Genomic DNA, 16,225 nt, shown 5'->3' with positions numbered 1-16,225 from the left:
GGGATTAAGATGACAAAACGAATTGTATTTATGGGGACGCCTGATTTTAGTGTTCCTGTTCTAGAAGCACTTATTAAATCAGAATATGAAGTTGTGGCGGTTGTCACTCAACCAGACCGTCCAAAAGGTAGAAAAAGAAAACTAACACCGCCTCCTGTGAAGGAAACGGCATTAATGTATCACCTACCTGTTTTACAGCCAGAAAAGATACGAAAAATTATGATGACATTTTAGAATATGAACCAGATTTAATTGTTACTGCTGCATACGGGCAAATACTTCCGAAAGAAATATTAGACACCAAAATATGGCTGTATCAATGTTCACGCTTCGTTATTACCAGAGTTAAGAGGCGGAGCCCCGATTCATTACGCTATTATGCAAGGAAAGAAAGAAACTGGAATTACTATTATGTATATGGCAGAAGCTCTAGATGCAGGTGATATTATATCGACGGCGAAGCTTGAAATCGATGATGAAGATCATGTTGGTTCATTACATGATAAACTCTCTGCTTTAGGTTCTGAACTATTGATGGATACTCTTCCCGATTTATTTAACAATCGTATTACACCTCAAAAACAAAATGATGAAGAAGCAACCTATGCATATAATATTAAACGAGAACAAGAAAAATAGACTGGAATCAAAACGCACAAGAGATTTATAACCACGTTAGAGGATTACATCCTTGGCCAGTTGCTTACACTGTTTATGAAGATCAAAATATAAAGGTTTGGTGGGCTAAAAAGGTAGACAAGTCTACTGACCAGCCTGCCGGGACGATTATTGGATTAGATCAAGATGGTATATTAGTTTCTACTGGGGATTTAAAGGTTTTAAAAATTACAGAATTACAAGTGCCAGGTAAGAAACGTGTGAAGGCTGAGGATTTCTTGCGCGGTTCAAGTGACTATTTTCAAACGGGCTCACAGTTAGGATGATCTCATGTCAAACAAAAGCGTCAGAGAAATAGCATTAAAATTACTAAATCAAGTTGGAGAAAGTGGCGGATTTAGCCATATATTAATCAATCAAGCAATCAATAATAATAATTTATCAAATCAAGATAAGGGACTTTTAACTGAGATAGTTTATGGAACCTTACAGAGGAAGTTAACGTTAGAATACTACGTTAAACATTTTGTTAATAAGAAGACGGATACATGGGTTAAATGGCTACTTTATATGTCAGTTTATCAAATGGCATTTCTAGAAAGAGTTCCTGACCATGCCGTCATTAATGAAGCCGTCACTATAGCTAAGAAGAGGGGACATAAAGGAATTAGTGGTTTTATTAATGGAGTGCTTCGGAATGTACAACGTCAAGGTGTTCCTGATACGAGTCAAATAAAGGACCCTATTGAGAAAATTTCAGTTGAAACTAGCCATCCATATTGGTTAGTTAAACGTTGGATTGATCAATATGGCCGGGCCACAACAAAAGCAATGTGTGAATCTAACTTAGAAACAAAAAAATTGTCTGTACGTGTTCAGCCTCTTAAAAATACGGTTGAACATGTTCAGAATTTGTTAAATAAAGAAGGAATAGAGACTAAACATTCCGAATTAAGCCAACAAGGCTTAAATATTATTAAAGGGAACCCGCTTAACAGTAAATTATTTCCTAAAGAGATAACTATACAAGATGAAACATCGATGCTTGTTTCTGAAATGTTAGATGTTGAGCCTGGCATGAAGGTATTAGATGCTTGTAGTGCACCAGGAGGAAAAACGACACATATTGCTGAGAAGATGAATAATGAAGGAACTGTTATTGCATATGATTTACATGACAAGAAGGTTAAACTGGTAAAGGACAAAGCAGAAACGTTAGATTTAGATATTATTCATACGTCTGCTCAAGATAGTCGAATGCTAAACGAAATACACCAAGAAGAATCTTTTGACAGAATTTTATTAGACGCACCATGCTCTGGCCTTGGAGTTTTAAGAAGTAAGCCAGACATTAAATATCATAAAACAGAACAAGACATCTATGATTTAACTAAAATTCAAAGAGAGTTACTAGAATCAGTTTTTCCTCTACTCAAATCTAATGGTAGTTTAATTTACAGTACGTGCACGGTTGATCAAAACGAAAATGAAGATCAGATCAAAGCGTTTTTAGATGATCACCCAGATGTACAAGTGGATCCAAACTTTTTTCAAGGAATTACCTAAACGATGTCAATCATTAGGTGGAATTTCTGATTACGGGATTCAAATATTTCCGCAAGATTTTAATGCAGACGGATTTTTCTTAACTAGATTAATTAAGAAATCGTTCGTCTGAAATGAGGTGAACTTTGAATGAATGTTTGTTTTGTATCTGATGTTGGGAAGGTAAGGAAAGTGAATGAAGACGCTGGTGGAGTGTTTTATAATCGTGCTAACCAAATGTTAACGATTATTGCCGATGGAATGGGCGGACATAAAGCCGGAGATATTGCGAGCGACCTCACTTCTAATCACCTAAAAGATTCATGGGAAGAAACAGATGCATTTGAATCAACTGATGAAGCTGAAAAATGGTTAATAGATTCAATACAGCAAACAAACCAGCATGTTTACGAATATGCTCAGGGTAACCAAGAATGTGTTGGAATGGGTACCACCGTTGTTGCGACGGTGTATTTTGATGATAATGTCGTTGTTGCCCATGTGGGGGATAGCCGTTTATACCATGTGAAAAAAGATGAGGTTATCCAAATTACTGAAGACCATTCGTTTGTTCAGCAGTTAGTTAATAATGGTGAATTAACAGAAGAGGAAGCTGAGGCGCATCCAAAGAAAAATGTTTTATTACAAGCTATAGGAACAGATCAAAATATACGTATTGACGTCAATAAATTCGAATGGTCTAATTCAGATTATGTTTTGTCTTGCTCTGATGGGTTGTCTAATAAACTTTCAACACAAGATATTTTAGATGTGTTAAATATGGATATCTCTGTTGAGGAAAAAGTGTCAAATTTGGTGTCAATTGCGAATGAGAACGGGGGGAGAGGACAATATTTCTGTCGTACTTGTTCAACGTAAAGCAGGTGAATCAAAATGATGGTAGGTCGTATCATCAACGAACGTTATAAATTAATTCGCCCCATAGGCGGGGGTGGAATGGCGAGAGTCTATCTCGCTCGAGATCTCATACTTCAGCGAAATGTAGCTATGAAGATTTTAAGACTAGAATATTCTAATGATCGTGAGTTTATCGAACGCTTTAGACGAGAAGCGGAATCGACTATTAGTTTATCACATAATCATATCGTTAACTTATATGATGTTGGGCAAGAAGAAGATGTTTATTATATTGTCATGGAATATGTTGAAGGAATGACATTAAAGCAGAAAATACAGCAAAATGGCCCTGTTTCGGTGGATGAGGCTGTACATATTATGAATCAATTAACGTCAGCAATTGCTCATGCGCATGAAAATGGAATTATTCATAGAGATATTAAACCACAAAACATATTGGTTAACCAAGATGGTCAAGTTAAGATTACGGATTTTGGAATAGCAATGGCTTTAAGTTCGACCTCACTGACACAAACAAATAATGTACTAGGTTCAGTTCATTACCTTTCACCTGAACAAGCTAGAGGTGGAACGGCAACGAAAAAGTCGGATATTTATTCACTTGGTATTGTCTTGTACGAGTTATTAACAGGACAACTGCCTTTTTCGGGTGAGTCAGCTGTCTCCATTGCTTTAAAACATATGCAAGAGAGCACGCCATCTATAAAAACTTTTAATACATTAGTGCCTCAAAGTGTTGAAAATGTTGTGTTAAAGGCAACAGCAAAAGATCCATTACAAAGGTATCAAACAATTGAGGAAATGCAGCATGATTTAGAAACGGTGCTAAACCCTGAACGAGAAAATGAGGAACCTTTCGTTGTTCCTTTTGAAGATGGTGAAGAGACAAAAGCTATACCAGCCATCAAAGATGATCAAGCTTCTCCAGTAAATTCAACTAGTCATGACGAAACAAAGGTCATGTCCACAACAGAGCCAGAGAAAAAGCCTAAAAAGAAGAAGTGGATTGCCATTATATTAACCTCTGTAGCTGTTTTGCTAGCAGCAGTTGTTATTACATTGTTCTTTTTACCTAAATGGTTGGCACCTGAGGATGTGGTTATTCCTGAAGTGTCCGAACAACGATATGATGAAGCATTAAAACAGTTAACAGAATTAGGTTTAGAAGTGGAACGTGAGTCCATTTATTCTGATGAAATAGAAGAAGATTATGTTATACGTTCTACACCAAGTGGTGGTTCCACAGTTAAAGAAGGCTCTAGTGTAACTTTATATACGAGTATGGGGAAAGAACAGATAGAATTTGATGACTATGTAGGAAAATCTTTTGAACAAACGAAGCGATACTTAGAATCACACGGATATCAGGAGGTCATCGCCTATCATGAGGAATCCGAACTACCTGAGGGCGAAATCACTGCACAAGTACAGCCTGAACCAGGTGAAAAGGTAATACCAGAAGATACCAAAGTCATCTTTAACGTAAGTTCCGGCCCTCCAACAGTTGCACTGTCATCCTTAAGTGGTTGGACACTTGAGGAAGTAGAGCAATATATAAAAGATCAAGAGCTCACTCTTACTACAGAAGAGGAGCATTCAGAAACCGTTCCAGAAGGTCAGGTAACTAGACAGGAGCCGGGAGCTAATACTGAACTTGAAAAAGGTGATGAGGTTAAAGTTTTCATTTCTAAAGGGCCTGAGCCAAAACCTGTGACATATGACGAACAAGTTGAGGTTAAATATGAGCCTCAGAATAACGGAAATGGTAATGGAAACGGGAACGGAAATGGCAATGGAAACGGTAATAAACAAGAACAAAAAGTTGAAATTTTTGTGAGTGATGCTAACTTTGACGACGAATTATATGCCGAATCTAATATAACAAGTGATGAAATCTTTAATATTAGGTTAACAATTGAGCCTAATGGGGAAGGATCTTATAAAATATATAGGGATGGAGAATTATATGATGAAAGAGTGATTACTTATGAAGAAGCAGGAGAGAATCAATAAATGATTCAAGGAATAATAATTAAAGCGCTTAGTGGATTCTATGATGTATTGGCAGATGACCAAATATACACCTGTAAAGGGAGAGGTCTATTCAGAAAGAAAAAAGTGACCCCTCTTGTCGGAGATTATGTCGAGGTTGAGCCTCAATCTGATTCAACAGGAACGATAGTATCTATAGAAGATAGGCGGAATGCTTTAATTCGTCCACCTATAGCAAATATTGACCAGGCTATCATAGTAAGTTCAGTTGTTGAACCAGATTTTAATCCTTTATTGTTAGACAGGTTTTTGGTTTTAATAGAATATAAAGATATTGAACCACTAATCGTTCTAACAAAAGAAGATCTAACAACTGAACAGCAACTAGAACAATTGAATGATTACGCTAATATTTATCGGGGTATTGGTTATCAAGTTTTAATAGTTTCAAAAATAATGGATGATTTAGATGAGAAAATCTATCCACATTTAGCCAATAAGCTGTCTGTGATTGCTGGACAATCAGGAGTTGGAAAATCAACATTGTTAAATAAATTAGACGATGATTTAGATATTGAAACTGCCAATATTTCTAAGAGCTTAGGCAGGGGTAAACATACAACAAGACATGTGGAATTATATGAAATTGGTAATGGCTATGTTGCTGATACTCCTGGCTTTAGTTCACTTGATTTTAATGAAATCGAATTAGAGGATTTACGATTTTGTTTTAGGGAATTTTTAGAATATCAGGATATGTGCAAATTTAGAGGGTGTCTTCACATAAATGAGCCTAAATGCGCTGTGAAAGAAGCAGTTCAAAATGAAGAGATCGCAAGTTTTAGATATGAACACTACGAAAACTTTTATGAAGAAATTAAACAAAGAAAGCCGAGGTATTAGAGTATGATTAAAATTGCACCATCCATTTTATCCGCTGACTTTTCAAAATTAGCAGATGAGATTAAAGATGTAGAAGCAGATTCAGACTATATACATGTTGATGTGATGGATGGCCATTTTGTACCCAACATTACAATAGGTCCTTTAATTGTCGAATCAATTAGACCTATTACAACATTGCCGCTAGATGTTCATTTAATGATTGAAAATCCGGACAATTATATTGGTCAATTTGCTAAGGCTGGAGCAAATCTAATTTCAGTACATCAAGAGGCTTGTCCACATTTACATCGTGTCATTCAGCAGATTAAAAGCGAAGGAATTAAGGCTGGGGTCGTTGTTAATCCTGCTACCCCAGTTGAATCGATCAAACCAGTGTTACAGGATGTTGACTTAGTACTTGTGATGACGGTTAATCCAGGATTTGGAGGACAATCTTTTATTGATTCTGCCTTATCTAAGATAAAAGAATTAAAAACACTAAAAGAAAATCACAACTATCATTTCGAAATTGAAGTTGATGGTGGCGTGAAGCCTGAAACTGCAAAGAAATGCGTAGAAGCAGGAGCTGAAGTGTTGGTTGCTGGAAGTGCTATTTATAACCAAGAAGACCGTTCTAATGCGATAAAAGCCATTAGAGATTCAGTGAAATAGGTGATATGATGACCAAAGTAGGGATCGTTGCAGCGGGCCCTGTTGCAGAAATACCAGATTTAACTGCCTATCCCCATATTGATTATTGGATCGGTGTCGATGAAGGTGCAAAACATTTTATACGATCTTGGAATAAAAACAGACTTGGTAATGGGAGATTTTGATTCATTAGATTCTAATCTTATTGAAAAATTAAATCTAATGCACGAAACGTAATTGAGTTTCCGGCAATTAAAGATGAAACAGATCTTGAGCTTGCCTTTATAGAAGCTATCAATGAAAAGCCTGAGCAAGTATTAGTATTTGGAGCTACAGGTGGTAGATTAGATCATGCATGGATAAATGTTCAACTGATGAAGCTATTTTCAGAACATCATATTGACGCATGGTTAATTAACAAACAAAATGAAATGTCGTTAAAATTACCTGGAACATACGATATGATACAAGACTCATTATTCCCTTACGTATCCTTTCTAGCTTACTCTGAAAAAGTAGAAAATCTATCATTAAAAGGTTTTAAGTATCCCCTTAATGAAACAACAATTGTTCAAGGGTCTTCTTTAACCATTTCAAATGAATGGTCAGAAAAAAGGTACTTATTTTTTACCTCAGGCATACTATTAGTTATAAAGAGTCGTGATTAATCTTATAACACCGTAAGCAGTAGTATAGGAGGGGGAAGATGAGATTTTATACAGTTAAGCTTCCTAGATTTATAGGTGGGCTAATCCGTGGCATTATGAATCTTTTTAAAAAATAACAAAAAAGCTACCTGAACATCATCAGGTAGCTTTTTTGTATATATAACTTTTATTAAACACGCTCTACTTTACCAGATTTAAGTGCGCGAGCTGATACGTAAACTTTTTTTAGGTTTTCCGTCAACCATAATGCGTACTTTCTGAACGTTTGATTTCCATTTACGCTTTGAAGCGTTCATAGCGTGAGAACGGTGGTTACCAGTTCTAGTTTTACGACCAGTTACTTGACATTTACGTGCCACAATAATTCCCTCCTAGCTAAAACAAAATCTCAATAATCATTACTTAACTAATTTACCATATGGATAAAATGTTTTCAATAATTCTTCTTATTCTTATCAAGTTTTTTAACTTGACAGGGCTGTATACCTTTTCATTTTAGCACGCTTATAGTAAAATAACCGTAGTCATGAACCGAGGAGGATGGATATGTCGATTGAAGTACGTAATGAATATGGAACGGTTTCGATCTCGAAGGAAGTCATTACGACCATCGCAGGTGGTGCTGCTGTAGAATGTTATGGTATTGTAGGTATGGCATCACGCAAACAATTAAAAGATGGATTATCTGAAATACTAGGTAAAGAAAACTTCTCGAAAGGTGTTGTCGTTCGAGGTGAAGATGGCGACATCGATATTGATATGTACATTATAGTTGGGTACGGAACAAAGGTTTCAGAAGTTGCACATAACGTGCAAAACCAAGTGAAGTATTCATTAAAGAAAATGATTGGACTAGATGTTAATACAATCAATATTTACATTCATGGAGTGCGAGTTACTTCTTAGGGGAACATCGTTTTTGTTGAAGGAGGAAAAAGAGAGTGTCTAATCGAACGTTAAATGGTGAACAATTTGCGCAGATGATTTTATTAGGTGCGCACCATTTGTCAAATCAGGCAAATATGATTGATTCTTTAAATGTATTTCCGGTTCCTGATGGTGATACCGGTACGAATATGAATTTAACCATGACTTCAGGTGCAAAAGAAGTTGAACAATTAAATTCAAAGCACGTTGGAGAAATTTCGAATGCATTTGCTAAAGGATTATTAATGGGAGCTAGAGGTAACTCTGGAGTCATTTTATCTCAACTTTTTAGAGGTTTTTCAAAAAGTGTCCAAGATAAAGAAACATTAGAACTGCAGGATTTAGCAGATGCCCTTCAGTCTGGTGTTGACACGGCTTATAAAGCTGTCATGAAACCAGTAGAAGGTACAGTCCTAACCGTATCAAAAGATGCCGCTAAAGCAGGCGTTGAAGCAGTTAATTCGGTTGAAACAGTCATAGACTGGTTTGATATTGTATTAAAAGAGGCAAAAGCATCTCTAAATCGTACACCAGATTTACTTCCTGTACTAAAGGAAGTAGGTGTTGTTGATAGTGGTGGACAAGGTCTAGTAACCGTTTATGAAGGTTTTCTGGCTTCATTGAAGGGTGAAGAATTACCTGAACATGCATCTCAGCCTTCACTAGATGAATTAGTCAATGCTGAACACCATAAAATGCACCAGGATTTCATGGAAACAGAAGAAATTGAGTTTGGTTATTGTACTGAATTTATGGTTAAATTCGAAGAGGAAAAATTAGCGAAAAATTCGTTTGATGAGCAGCAATACCGTGAAGAACTTAGTGAGCATGGCGATTCACTACTCGTTGTTGCCGATGATGAAGTTGTAAAAGTTCACATACACGCAGAGTATCCTGGTGAAGTGATGTCCATTGGGCAAAGATATGGAAGTTTAATCAATATTAAGATTGAAAACATGCGTGAACAGCATTCAGCGATCGTAGATGAAAAGCCTGTTAATACGAATGCTGAGCTTAAAAAGAAGAATCACGTTCAAAAATGGCTGTTGTAACCGTTGCAATGGGTGAAGGAATTAAAACAATGTTTGAAAGCCTTAATGCGAGCATCGTGATTGAAGGTGGCCAAACGATGAACCCAAGTACACAAGACATTGTTGAAGCAATTAACCAGGCTAACGCTGATTATGTACTGGTGCTACCAAATAATAAAAATATCATAATGGCTGCTGAGCAAGCTCACGATTTAGTTGATTGTGAGGTTAAAGTTGTGCCAACTAAAACCGTTCCTCAAGGATGGCAGCTATGCTTTCATATAATCCAGAAGCAGATTTAAATGAAAACCATGAAGCTATGAGTGAAGCCATTGAGTTTGTTAAAACCGGTCAAATTACGTATGCCGTTAGAGATACGCAAATAGATGGCAAAACGATTGAAGAAGGAAACTTCATGGGAATTCTAGAAGGCAGCATAGAATCTGTTCATACAGATAAAATGAAAACCATCTTTGAATTATTAAAGCAAATGATTGATGATGATGAAGATGAGATTATTACCATTCTTCAAGGAGAAGATGGTACAAATGATGAAGTTGAACAAATAGAACAGTTTATAGATGAAAATTTTGAAGACATTGAAGTTGAAGTGGTAGAGGGAAAACAGCCGATTTACTCATTTATCTTTTCTGTGGAATAATACATGCTTAATATACTTTATGCCGTTTAAGTGAATATCGCTTAAACGGTTTTTTATATATTTTGTAAAACTATTAGGATAATTATGGTAAAATTAAAGGGAATTTTCATTGTAGGTGATTTTAATGGAGTTTATAACAAGCGATGGTGAGAAAGTCTTCTATGAAGTTAGTGGCAGTGGGGTTCCAGCTGTTTATATACATGGTGGACCTGGATACTGGAGTAAGTCATTTCAGTATTCCATGCATAATCTGTTGGAGAATCAACTTAGAATGATTTATGTAGACCAACGAGGTTGTGGACGGTCTGAAGAATGTTCTAATACTGATTTCTCTTTAAATAGAATAACTGATGATTTTGAAGAATTAAGAGATCATTTGGGGTTGCAAGACTGGTATTTAATAGCACACTCTTTTGGTGGAATTTTGGCACTAAATTATGCGAAAAAATACCCAAACAGAGTAAAAGGGATCATATTATCTAATGCGACACTAAATATGGTTAATTCTTTTGAATATCAAATCAGATACTCTAGAAAGCTGTTAGGCTTAAAAAAGCAACAATTACATACAGGTAATAAAGAATCTCTATTGAATACTTATTATACAACTATTTCAAAACTAGCTGAACATAATTTGCATAATCAATTACAGTTTAAAGATCCTTGTAATAAACAAATCTTAGATGAAATAGATAAGGATTTATTTTTGGAAAATCTTTTCAACAATACGTGTTTAACACAGGTGAATATTTTACGACTTTACTACCAACACAAGATCAATTGAGCAACCAGTACTAGTAATATCTGGTGGACATGATTATGCTGTTGACCCAAATCATCATGAACAGTTCAAATTTTGTAATGCCGCGTTAAAAGTTTTAGATAGTGGTCATCATCCATACGTAGAAAAACAAAGAGAATTTAGTGAAATCATTTTAGATTTTGTGAGTGAATCATAATTGAAAACAGGGGGAATGTGAATGAAAGATTGGTGGAAAAGAAGAAAAGCAAGATGAGAAAAAATAACAAATCGAAAGAAGCATATAATTTCGGGGATTTCATGTTAGATATGCTTTTGTGGTTGCCTGAGTTAATCGTTTTTCCAATCCGAGTCATCTATTGGGTACTTAGAGCACTATCAAAGAACATTTTTGATACATTTTAATAAGTTTTCAGGGAGATAAAAACATTGAGCTTAAAACGTATCGAATTATGAGGGAAACTTGGATTATCACAAGGTCGTTAATAGCCATAGCCTAGTTAACTTAAACTAAAGTCTAAAAAAAGCACCGCTTAAAATTGCGGTGCTTTAATCATATCTATAATAATGCTTTTATAATGAACTCAATTAAAAATAAACTTGATACTACAATTAATAATGGCGATAACTGATCTTTTTGTTTTGTAACAAGTTTAATAATTGGATAAGCAATAAATCCAAATGCCATTCCATCTGCAATGCTATATGTGAATGGGATCATAAACATAATTAGAAAAGTAGGAAACGCTTCAGTTATATCATCAATCTTAATATATTTGATATTTTGCATCATGAGCACACCGACAATAATTAAAATTGGACTAATGGCACTTGATGGAATCATGGATATATAAGGAATAAAGAAAAACGTCAGTAAGAATAAAACCCCTGTAACAATGCTTGCAATTCCAGTGCGACCTTTAGATGCAATGACTGCAGCTGTTTCAGCAGCTGGAATGGTTGGTGAAGTTCCAAAAAACCGCTTAATAGTGCTGAAACCGCACTACTGCGATTAGTACTCTTGAAGGCTTCTGAACGATTTAGCATATTAAGTTGCCCATGAATTAATCCCATACTTTCAAAAATTAATACTATTGAAAGGGGTAAAACTGCAATCCAAAAGGCTAATTCACCAATATGTCCGAAATCCGGTAATATGAAAAGGTCAGTTATACCATCTACACTTAGATGTTCCCCTTTTCCTTTTTCCAAAATGCCAAACATCGACGCAATCCATGTGCCAACAATCATCGTGATTAAAAAGTTGGCTGGGACATTTTTAACAAATAATACAATACCAACTGTTAATGATAATAAACTAACAATCACTGTTGGTGATGAAAAATCTCCAAGTGTGATAATCGAGTAATCACCACTTACAATTAGTCCGCCATTTTCTAAGCCAATCAACACCAAAAACAATCCCAAACCAATTGTAATGCCGTGTTTGAGTGAATCTGGTACAGCTTGTTTAAAACTTTCACCTAATGGTGTAATGGCCGTTATAAGAAATATTAAACTGGATACAACGACAATTCCTAAGCCTTCAGCATAAGTGAATTCATACTGCTGAACTATGGAGAAGGTAAATAAGACATTAACTCCCATACCAGGAATATGATAATTGGTACTTTTGCCCACATTCCTACTAAAACACTACCAATAAAACTTGCTAAAATCGTTGCTATCATCGCTTGTTCGCGGTCTATACCAGCCTCTGCAAGAATTGAGCTGTTAACAGCAACAATATACACAGTCGTTAAATATCCAATGATACCTGCAATGACCTCTATTGGCCACTGCTTATTATTCAGTTGTTTCATGTGAACTCCTTCTTTTGTTGTTAGCCCTCACCCGCCCAGGTTTAATACCCAAAACGTATTATAACGATAAATAGGTGTTACTTTCAAATAACTGGTTGGCTTTTACTCTATTTCCCTTTAAAATAGAATTAGAAAGAAAATAAGGTGGTGTAGTCTATGAAATTCAGATCGGTGTTTGATATTATTGGTCCAGTCATGATCGGACCGTCTAGTTCTCACACAGCTGGTGCTGCTAGAATTGGAAAAATGGCTAGACAACTATTTGGACGTCAACCTAAATGGGCTAAAATATATCTATATGGTTCCTTTGCGAAAACGTATAAAGGTCATGGAACTGATGTAGCGATCATAGGTGGTTTACTAGATTATGATACGTATGATGACCGAATTAAGGATGCTTTCCGTTTTGCACAAGAAGCCGGTATGGATGTTGAATTTATAGAAGAAGAAGGCTCGTCAGATCATCCTAATACAGCACGAATTAAAATAGGAGATGATAACGGTGATTTTGAATTAGTCGGTATATCCATTGGTGGGGGTAAAGCTGAAATTACTGAATTAAACGGTTTTGAACTAAGACTATCAGGTGGCTCACCTGCGATTTTAGTCATGCATAATGATCGCTATGGTGCGATCGCTTCTGTTACTAAGGTTTTAGCAGAAAGAGAGATTAATATCGGTCATATGGAAGTGTTCGTAAAGAGCAAGGTAAAGACGCCATGATGGTCATTGAAACAGACCAACCTATTCCAGATGAAGTAATGAAGCAACTTGGAACATGTGATCATATTTTACAGGTCGTAACGATTGCTGACTAAGAAGGGACGTGAGAAACATGTTTAGAAGCGTAAGTGATTTAATACAAATAACAAAAGAGCGTAACATACCTATATCTGAAGTAATGATTGAGCAAGAAATTGAAGAAAGCGGGAAATCAAGAGAAGATATTTTTGCTGAAATGGAACGTAATTTAGATGTTATGGAAAAAGCAGTAGAAGATGGTCTTAAAGGTGTTAAATCTCGCTCAGGTTTAACGGGTGGTGATGCCGTTTTAATTAACCAATATCGCGAAGAAAAGCAACCGCTTTCAGGGGATTTAATCTTAGATGTTGTGAGTAAAGCAGTCTCTACAAATGAAGTCAACGCTGCGATGGGAACAATCTGTGCAACACCGACAGCCGGAAGTGCAGGGTGCGTCCCAGGTGTTTTATTTGGATTAAAAGATCGGTTAAATCCTACTCGTGAAGAAATGGTAAGATTTCTGTTTACAGCTGGTGCTTTTGGTCAAGTTATTGCCAATAATGCATCTATTTCAGGTGCAGCTGGTGGTTGTCAGGCAGAGGTAGGTTCTGCAGCTGGTATGGCAAGTGCAGCAGCAGTTGAAATGGCTGGAGGTACGCCTGAACAGTCTTCTGAAGCAATGGCTATTACGCTTAAAAATATGCTAGGTCTAGTGTGTGATCCTGTAGCTGGACTCGTTGAAGTGCCATGCGTTAAGCGTAATGCAATGGGTTCATCACAAGCCATTGTATCGGCTGACTTGGCCTTAGCGGGTGTAACAAGCCGAATTCCTTGTGATGAGGTAATTGGAGCCATGTATCAAATCGGTCAAAAAATGTCATCAACTTTAAAGGAAACAGCTGAAGGAGGATTAGCGGCAACACCTACTGGTAAAGCGTTAGCGGCTAAAATTTTTGGTTCAGCTGCAGAGTAAAAAGAAATAAAGAAGAGAGTGATCATCTTGTTTTATGAACCGGTCGACGTCATTCCGAGTGTCGGTGAAAAACAAAAGAGCAGCTCGAGTTATTAGACATTACGAAAGTGGGAGATTTACTCTTCCACTTTCCTTTTCGTTATGACTATTTTGAGCTGAAACCCATTAATGAAATTAATCATGATGAAACGGCAACCATACAAGGTCAAGTGGTGTCAGAGCCAAATGTTAGTTATTTTGGAAGGAAGAAATCACGATTAATATGTACCCTTCAAGTTGGCGTTGTTGCCATTAAAGCTGTGTTTTTAATCAAGCCTTCTTAAAAGAACGCATTAAAAAAGGAGAAATGATTACTGTCACAGGTAAATGGGACATGCATAGACTTCAAATTACAGTCAATCAGTTTCATTCAAATTCATTTAATGAAGAGCAAGATATTCAGCCGGTCTATCATACGAAGGGGAACTTATCAACTAAGCAATTAAAAAAGCTTATCACCTATGCATTAAAATCATCTTTACATGAAGTGGACGAGATGTTGCCAGACAAGTATTTAACAGATTATAAACTGCCTGGTCGTCAGCATGCAGTGAAGGACCTACACCAACCATCTTCAAAAACGGCTCTTAAACATGCTAAAAGACGTTATATTTGAAGAGCTATTTATTTTCCAACTTAAAATGCAATGGATCAAAGAGCATAATCGTCAAAAAACAAACGGTTTGCCTAAACAGTTTGATGAAAGTCTAGTTCAAAAATTTGTCCAACAACTCGGGTTTGATTTAACGAACAGTCAGGACAGGGTTCTTGATGAAATTTTAACTGACTTAAAACAACCATACCGAATGAACCGTCTGCTTCAAGGGGATGTTGGTTCTGGTAAAACGGTTGTTGCTGCGATAGCATTGTATGCTACATATTTATCGGGACAACAAGGTGCATTAATGGTTCCAACAGAGATTTTAGCTGAACAGCACGAAGAATCACTAACCGAATTATTTGGCGATCTATTAACAGTAGAGTTGTTAACTGGTTCAATTAAAGGTAAAAAGCGAAAAGAGCGTCTTGAACGAATTCAAAAAGGAGAAGTTGATATCGTTGTAGGTACTCATGCGTTAATTCAAGACGACACCATTTTTAATGACTTAGGGCTTGTTATTGTCGATGAACAGCACCGCTTTGGCGTACAGCAAAGAAAACGTTGAGGGATAAAGGACTTCATCCTGATGTGTTATTTATGACAGCAACACCGATCCCCCGCACTTTATCGATTACCACTTTTGGAGATATGGATGTATCCATAATTGATGAGCTCCCTAAGGGTAGACAGCCTATCGAAACTTATTGGGTTAAGGAAAACATGATGGATCGAGTTAGACAGTTCATGGTAAGTGAAGTTTATAATGGCCGGCAGGCGTATGTAATCTGCCCATTAATAGAAGAATCAGATCAACTTGATATCCAAAATGCAGTTGATATTTTTGAAGAGCTACAAGATGATCTTCCTAATGACATTAATGTGGGACTCATGCATGGGAGGCTTAACGCTCAAGAAAAAGAAGATGTGATGAGGCGTTTTGCAGATAATGAAATTAACATTCTAGTCTCAACCACCGTCGTTGAAGTTGGAGTGAACGTTCCTAATGCTACCCTAATGGTGATTTATGATGCTGAACGTTTTGGGTTAGCTCAACTACATCAACTTAGAGGTAGGGTAGGTAGAGGTTCTCATCAAAGCTACTGTATTTTATTAGCCGACCCTAAAGGGGATACAGGTAAAGAACGGATGAGAGTGATGACAGAAACGAATGATGGCTTCACCTTATCTGAGCACGACTTACAAATTAGAGGACCAGGTGATTTCTTTGGTAAAAAACAAAGCGGATTACCAGAGTTTAAAGTAGCAGATTTGGTAGAAGACTATAGAGCCTTAGAGGTAGCGAGACGAGATGCTGTTCATGTCATGAAACATCAATTATTGTGGAACAATCCAGAATATGAGCGATTAAAATCGATGATTGAATCTGATCCAAAAATTCAAGAGCGAATTTTGATTAAAGGATTGCAAGAA

15 protein-coding genes and 5 pseudogenes are annotated in these 16,225 nt (G+C 36.5%); 16 read left to right on the top strand and 4 right to left on the bottom strand.

What is annotated here, in order from left to right; genetic code table 11:
* Window positions 1-9: 9 nt before the first annotated feature.
* The 9 genes and pseudogenes from fmt to spoVM all read left to right on the top strand — a co-directional run bounded on the left by fmt (window position 10) and on the right by spoVM (window position 7,354).
* Window positions 10-944, top strand: a pseudogene (fmt, locus tag JCM13188_RS01195) (methionyl-tRNA formyltransferase).
* A gap of 4 nt (window positions 945-948) precedes the next feature.
* Window positions 949-2,184, top strand: coding sequence for a 16S rRNA (cytosine(967)-C(5))-methyltransferase RsmB (gene rsmB / locus JCM13188_RS01190; protein WP_369404734.1), 1,236 nt, complete (start codon window positions 949-951; stop codon window positions 2,182-2,184).
* A 129-nt stretch (window positions 2,185-2,313) separates the two neighbouring features.
* Window positions 2,314-3,042, top strand: coding sequence for a Stp1/IreP family PP2C-type Ser/Thr phosphatase (locus JCM13188_RS01185; RefSeq protein WP_054751564.1), 729 nt, complete (start codon window positions 2,314-2,316; stop codon window positions 3,040-3,042).
* A gap of 15 nt (window positions 3,043-3,057) precedes the next feature.
* A complete protein-coding gene (gene pknB, locus JCM13188_RS01180; RefSeq protein WP_054751562.1) occupies window positions 3,058-5,055 on the top strand; it encodes a Stk1 family PASTA domain-containing Ser/Thr kinase in 1,998 nt (665 codons plus the stop codon).
* Window positions 5,056-5,937, top strand: coding sequence for a ribosome small subunit-dependent GTPase A (rsgA, locus tag JCM13188_RS01175; protein ID WP_054751560.1), 882 nt, complete (start codon window positions 5,056-5,058; stop codon window positions 5,935-5,937).
* Between the two features lie 3 nt (window positions 5,938-5,940).
* Window positions 5,941-6,591, top strand: a complete 651-nt coding sequence (rpe, locus tag JCM13188_RS01170) for a ribulose-phosphate 3-epimerase (RefSeq protein ID WP_054751558.1) — start codon at window positions 5,941-5,943, stop codon at window positions 6,589-6,591.
* An 8-nt stretch (window positions 6,592-6,599) separates the two neighbouring features.
* On the top strand, window positions 6,600-6,755 hold the full coding sequence (locus tag JCM13188_RS17430; RefSeq protein WP_279401208.1) for a hypothetical protein: 156 nt from the start codon (window positions 6,600-6,602) through the stop codon (window positions 6,753-6,755).
* Window positions 6,756-6,782: 27 nt separating this feature from the next.
* Complete coding sequence (locus JCM13188_RS17425; protein WP_279401228.1) at window positions 6,783-7,238, top strand: thiamine diphosphokinase; 456 nt, start codon at window positions 6,783-6,785, stop codon at window positions 7,236-7,238.
* Window positions 7,239-7,276: 38 nt separating this feature from the next.
* Window positions 7,277-7,354 (top strand): stage V sporulation protein SpoVM, encoded by a 78-nt coding sequence (gene spoVM / locus JCM13188_RS20140; protein WP_369404760.1) that lies wholly within the window; start codon window positions 7,277-7,279, stop codon window positions 7,352-7,354.
* Between the two features lie 53 nt (window positions 7,355-7,407).
* Here spoVM and rpmB read toward each other — a convergent pair.
* Window positions 7,408-7,597, bottom strand: a pseudogene (rpmB, locus tag JCM13188_RS01160) (50S ribosomal protein L28).
* 187 nt (window positions 7,598-7,784) lie between these two features.
* On the opposite strand from rpmB, the gene JCM13188_RS01155 reads away from it, so the two are divergent.
* The 4 genes and pseudogenes from JCM13188_RS01155 (at window position 7,785) to JCM13188_RS01145 (ending at window position 10,641) form a co-directional block, all read left to right on the top strand.
* Window positions 7,785-8,144, top strand: coding sequence for an Asp23/Gls24 family envelope stress response protein (locus tag JCM13188_RS01155; protein ID WP_054751554.1), 360 nt, complete (start codon window positions 7,785-7,787; stop codon window positions 8,142-8,144).
* Window positions 8,145-8,179: 35 nt separating this feature from the next.
* Window positions 8,180-9,217 carry a DAK2 domain-containing protein gene (locus JCM13188_RS20135; protein WP_369404733.1) on the top strand — a complete coding sequence of 346 codons (1,038 nt, stop codon included), beginning with the start codon at window positions 8,180-8,182 and terminating at the stop codon, window positions 9,215-9,217.
* A pseudogene (locus JCM13188_RS20130) lies at window positions 9,205-9,857 on the top strand (DAK2 domain-containing protein). The gene JCM13188_RS20135 and the pseudogene JCM13188_RS20130 overlap by 13 nt, the downstream one beginning before the upstream one ends.
* Before the next feature lie 124 nt (window positions 9,858-9,981).
* Complete coding sequence (locus JCM13188_RS01145; protein ID WP_279401207.1) at window positions 9,982-10,641, top strand: alpha/beta fold hydrolase; 660 nt, start codon at window positions 9,982-9,984, stop codon at window positions 10,639-10,641.
* Between the two features lie 535 nt (window positions 10,642-11,176).
* Here the strand turns inward: JCM13188_RS01145 and JCM13188_RS20125 are convergent.
* From JCM13188_RS20125 to JCM13188_RS20115, 3 genes are read right to left on the bottom strand one after another with little or no spacing between them, the layout of a single operon-like run.
* On the bottom strand, window positions 11,177-11,548 hold the full coding sequence (locus tag JCM13188_RS20125; RefSeq protein WP_369404759.1) for a hypothetical protein: 372 nt from the start codon (window positions 11,546-11,548) through the stop codon (window positions 11,177-11,179).
* Window positions 11,488-12,225, bottom strand: coding sequence for a solute carrier family 23 protein (locus tag JCM13188_RS20120; RefSeq protein WP_369404732.1), 738 nt, complete (start codon window positions 12,223-12,225; stop codon window positions 11,488-11,490). Before JCM13188_RS20120 ends, JCM13188_RS20125 begins: the two co-directional genes overlap by 61 nt.
* A complete protein-coding gene (locus JCM13188_RS20115) occupies window positions 12,192-12,440 on the bottom strand; it encodes a hypothetical protein (RefSeq protein ID WP_369404731.1) in 249 nt (82 codons plus the stop codon). The genes JCM13188_RS20120 and JCM13188_RS20115 overlap by 34 nt, the downstream gene beginning before the upstream one ends.
* A gap of 156 nt (window positions 12,441-12,596) precedes the next feature.
* Here JCM13188_RS20115 and sdaAB point away from each other — a divergent pair.
* The 3 genes and pseudogenes from sdaAB to recG all read left to right on the top strand — a co-directional run.
* Window positions 12,597-13,258, top strand: a pseudogene (gene sdaAB, locus JCM13188_RS01130) (L-serine ammonia-lyase, iron-sulfur-dependent subunit beta).
* A gap of 17 nt (window positions 13,259-13,275) precedes the next feature.
* The gene (gene sdaAA, locus JCM13188_RS01125) at window positions 13,276-14,154 is read left to right on the top strand and encodes an L-serine ammonia-lyase, iron-sulfur-dependent, subunit alpha (protein WP_054751550.1); all 879 of its coding nucleotides are present in this window, start codon (window positions 13,276-13,278) and stop codon (window positions 14,152-14,154) included.
* A 27-nt stretch (window positions 14,155-14,181) separates the two neighbouring features.
* Window positions 14,182-16,177, top strand: a pseudogene (gene recG, locus JCM13188_RS01120) (ATP-dependent DNA helicase RecG); the annotation flags it as partial.
* Window positions 16,178-16,225: the final 48 nt, after the last annotated feature.

It is taken from the genome of Piscibacillus salipiscarius JCM 13188 (genome assembly GCF_001311865.1).
GTDB lineage: Bacteria > Bacillota > Bacilli > Bacillales > Alkalibacillaceae > Piscibacillus > Piscibacillus salipiscarius.
This window is presented reverse-complemented; position numbering and strand designations above follow the sequence as displayed.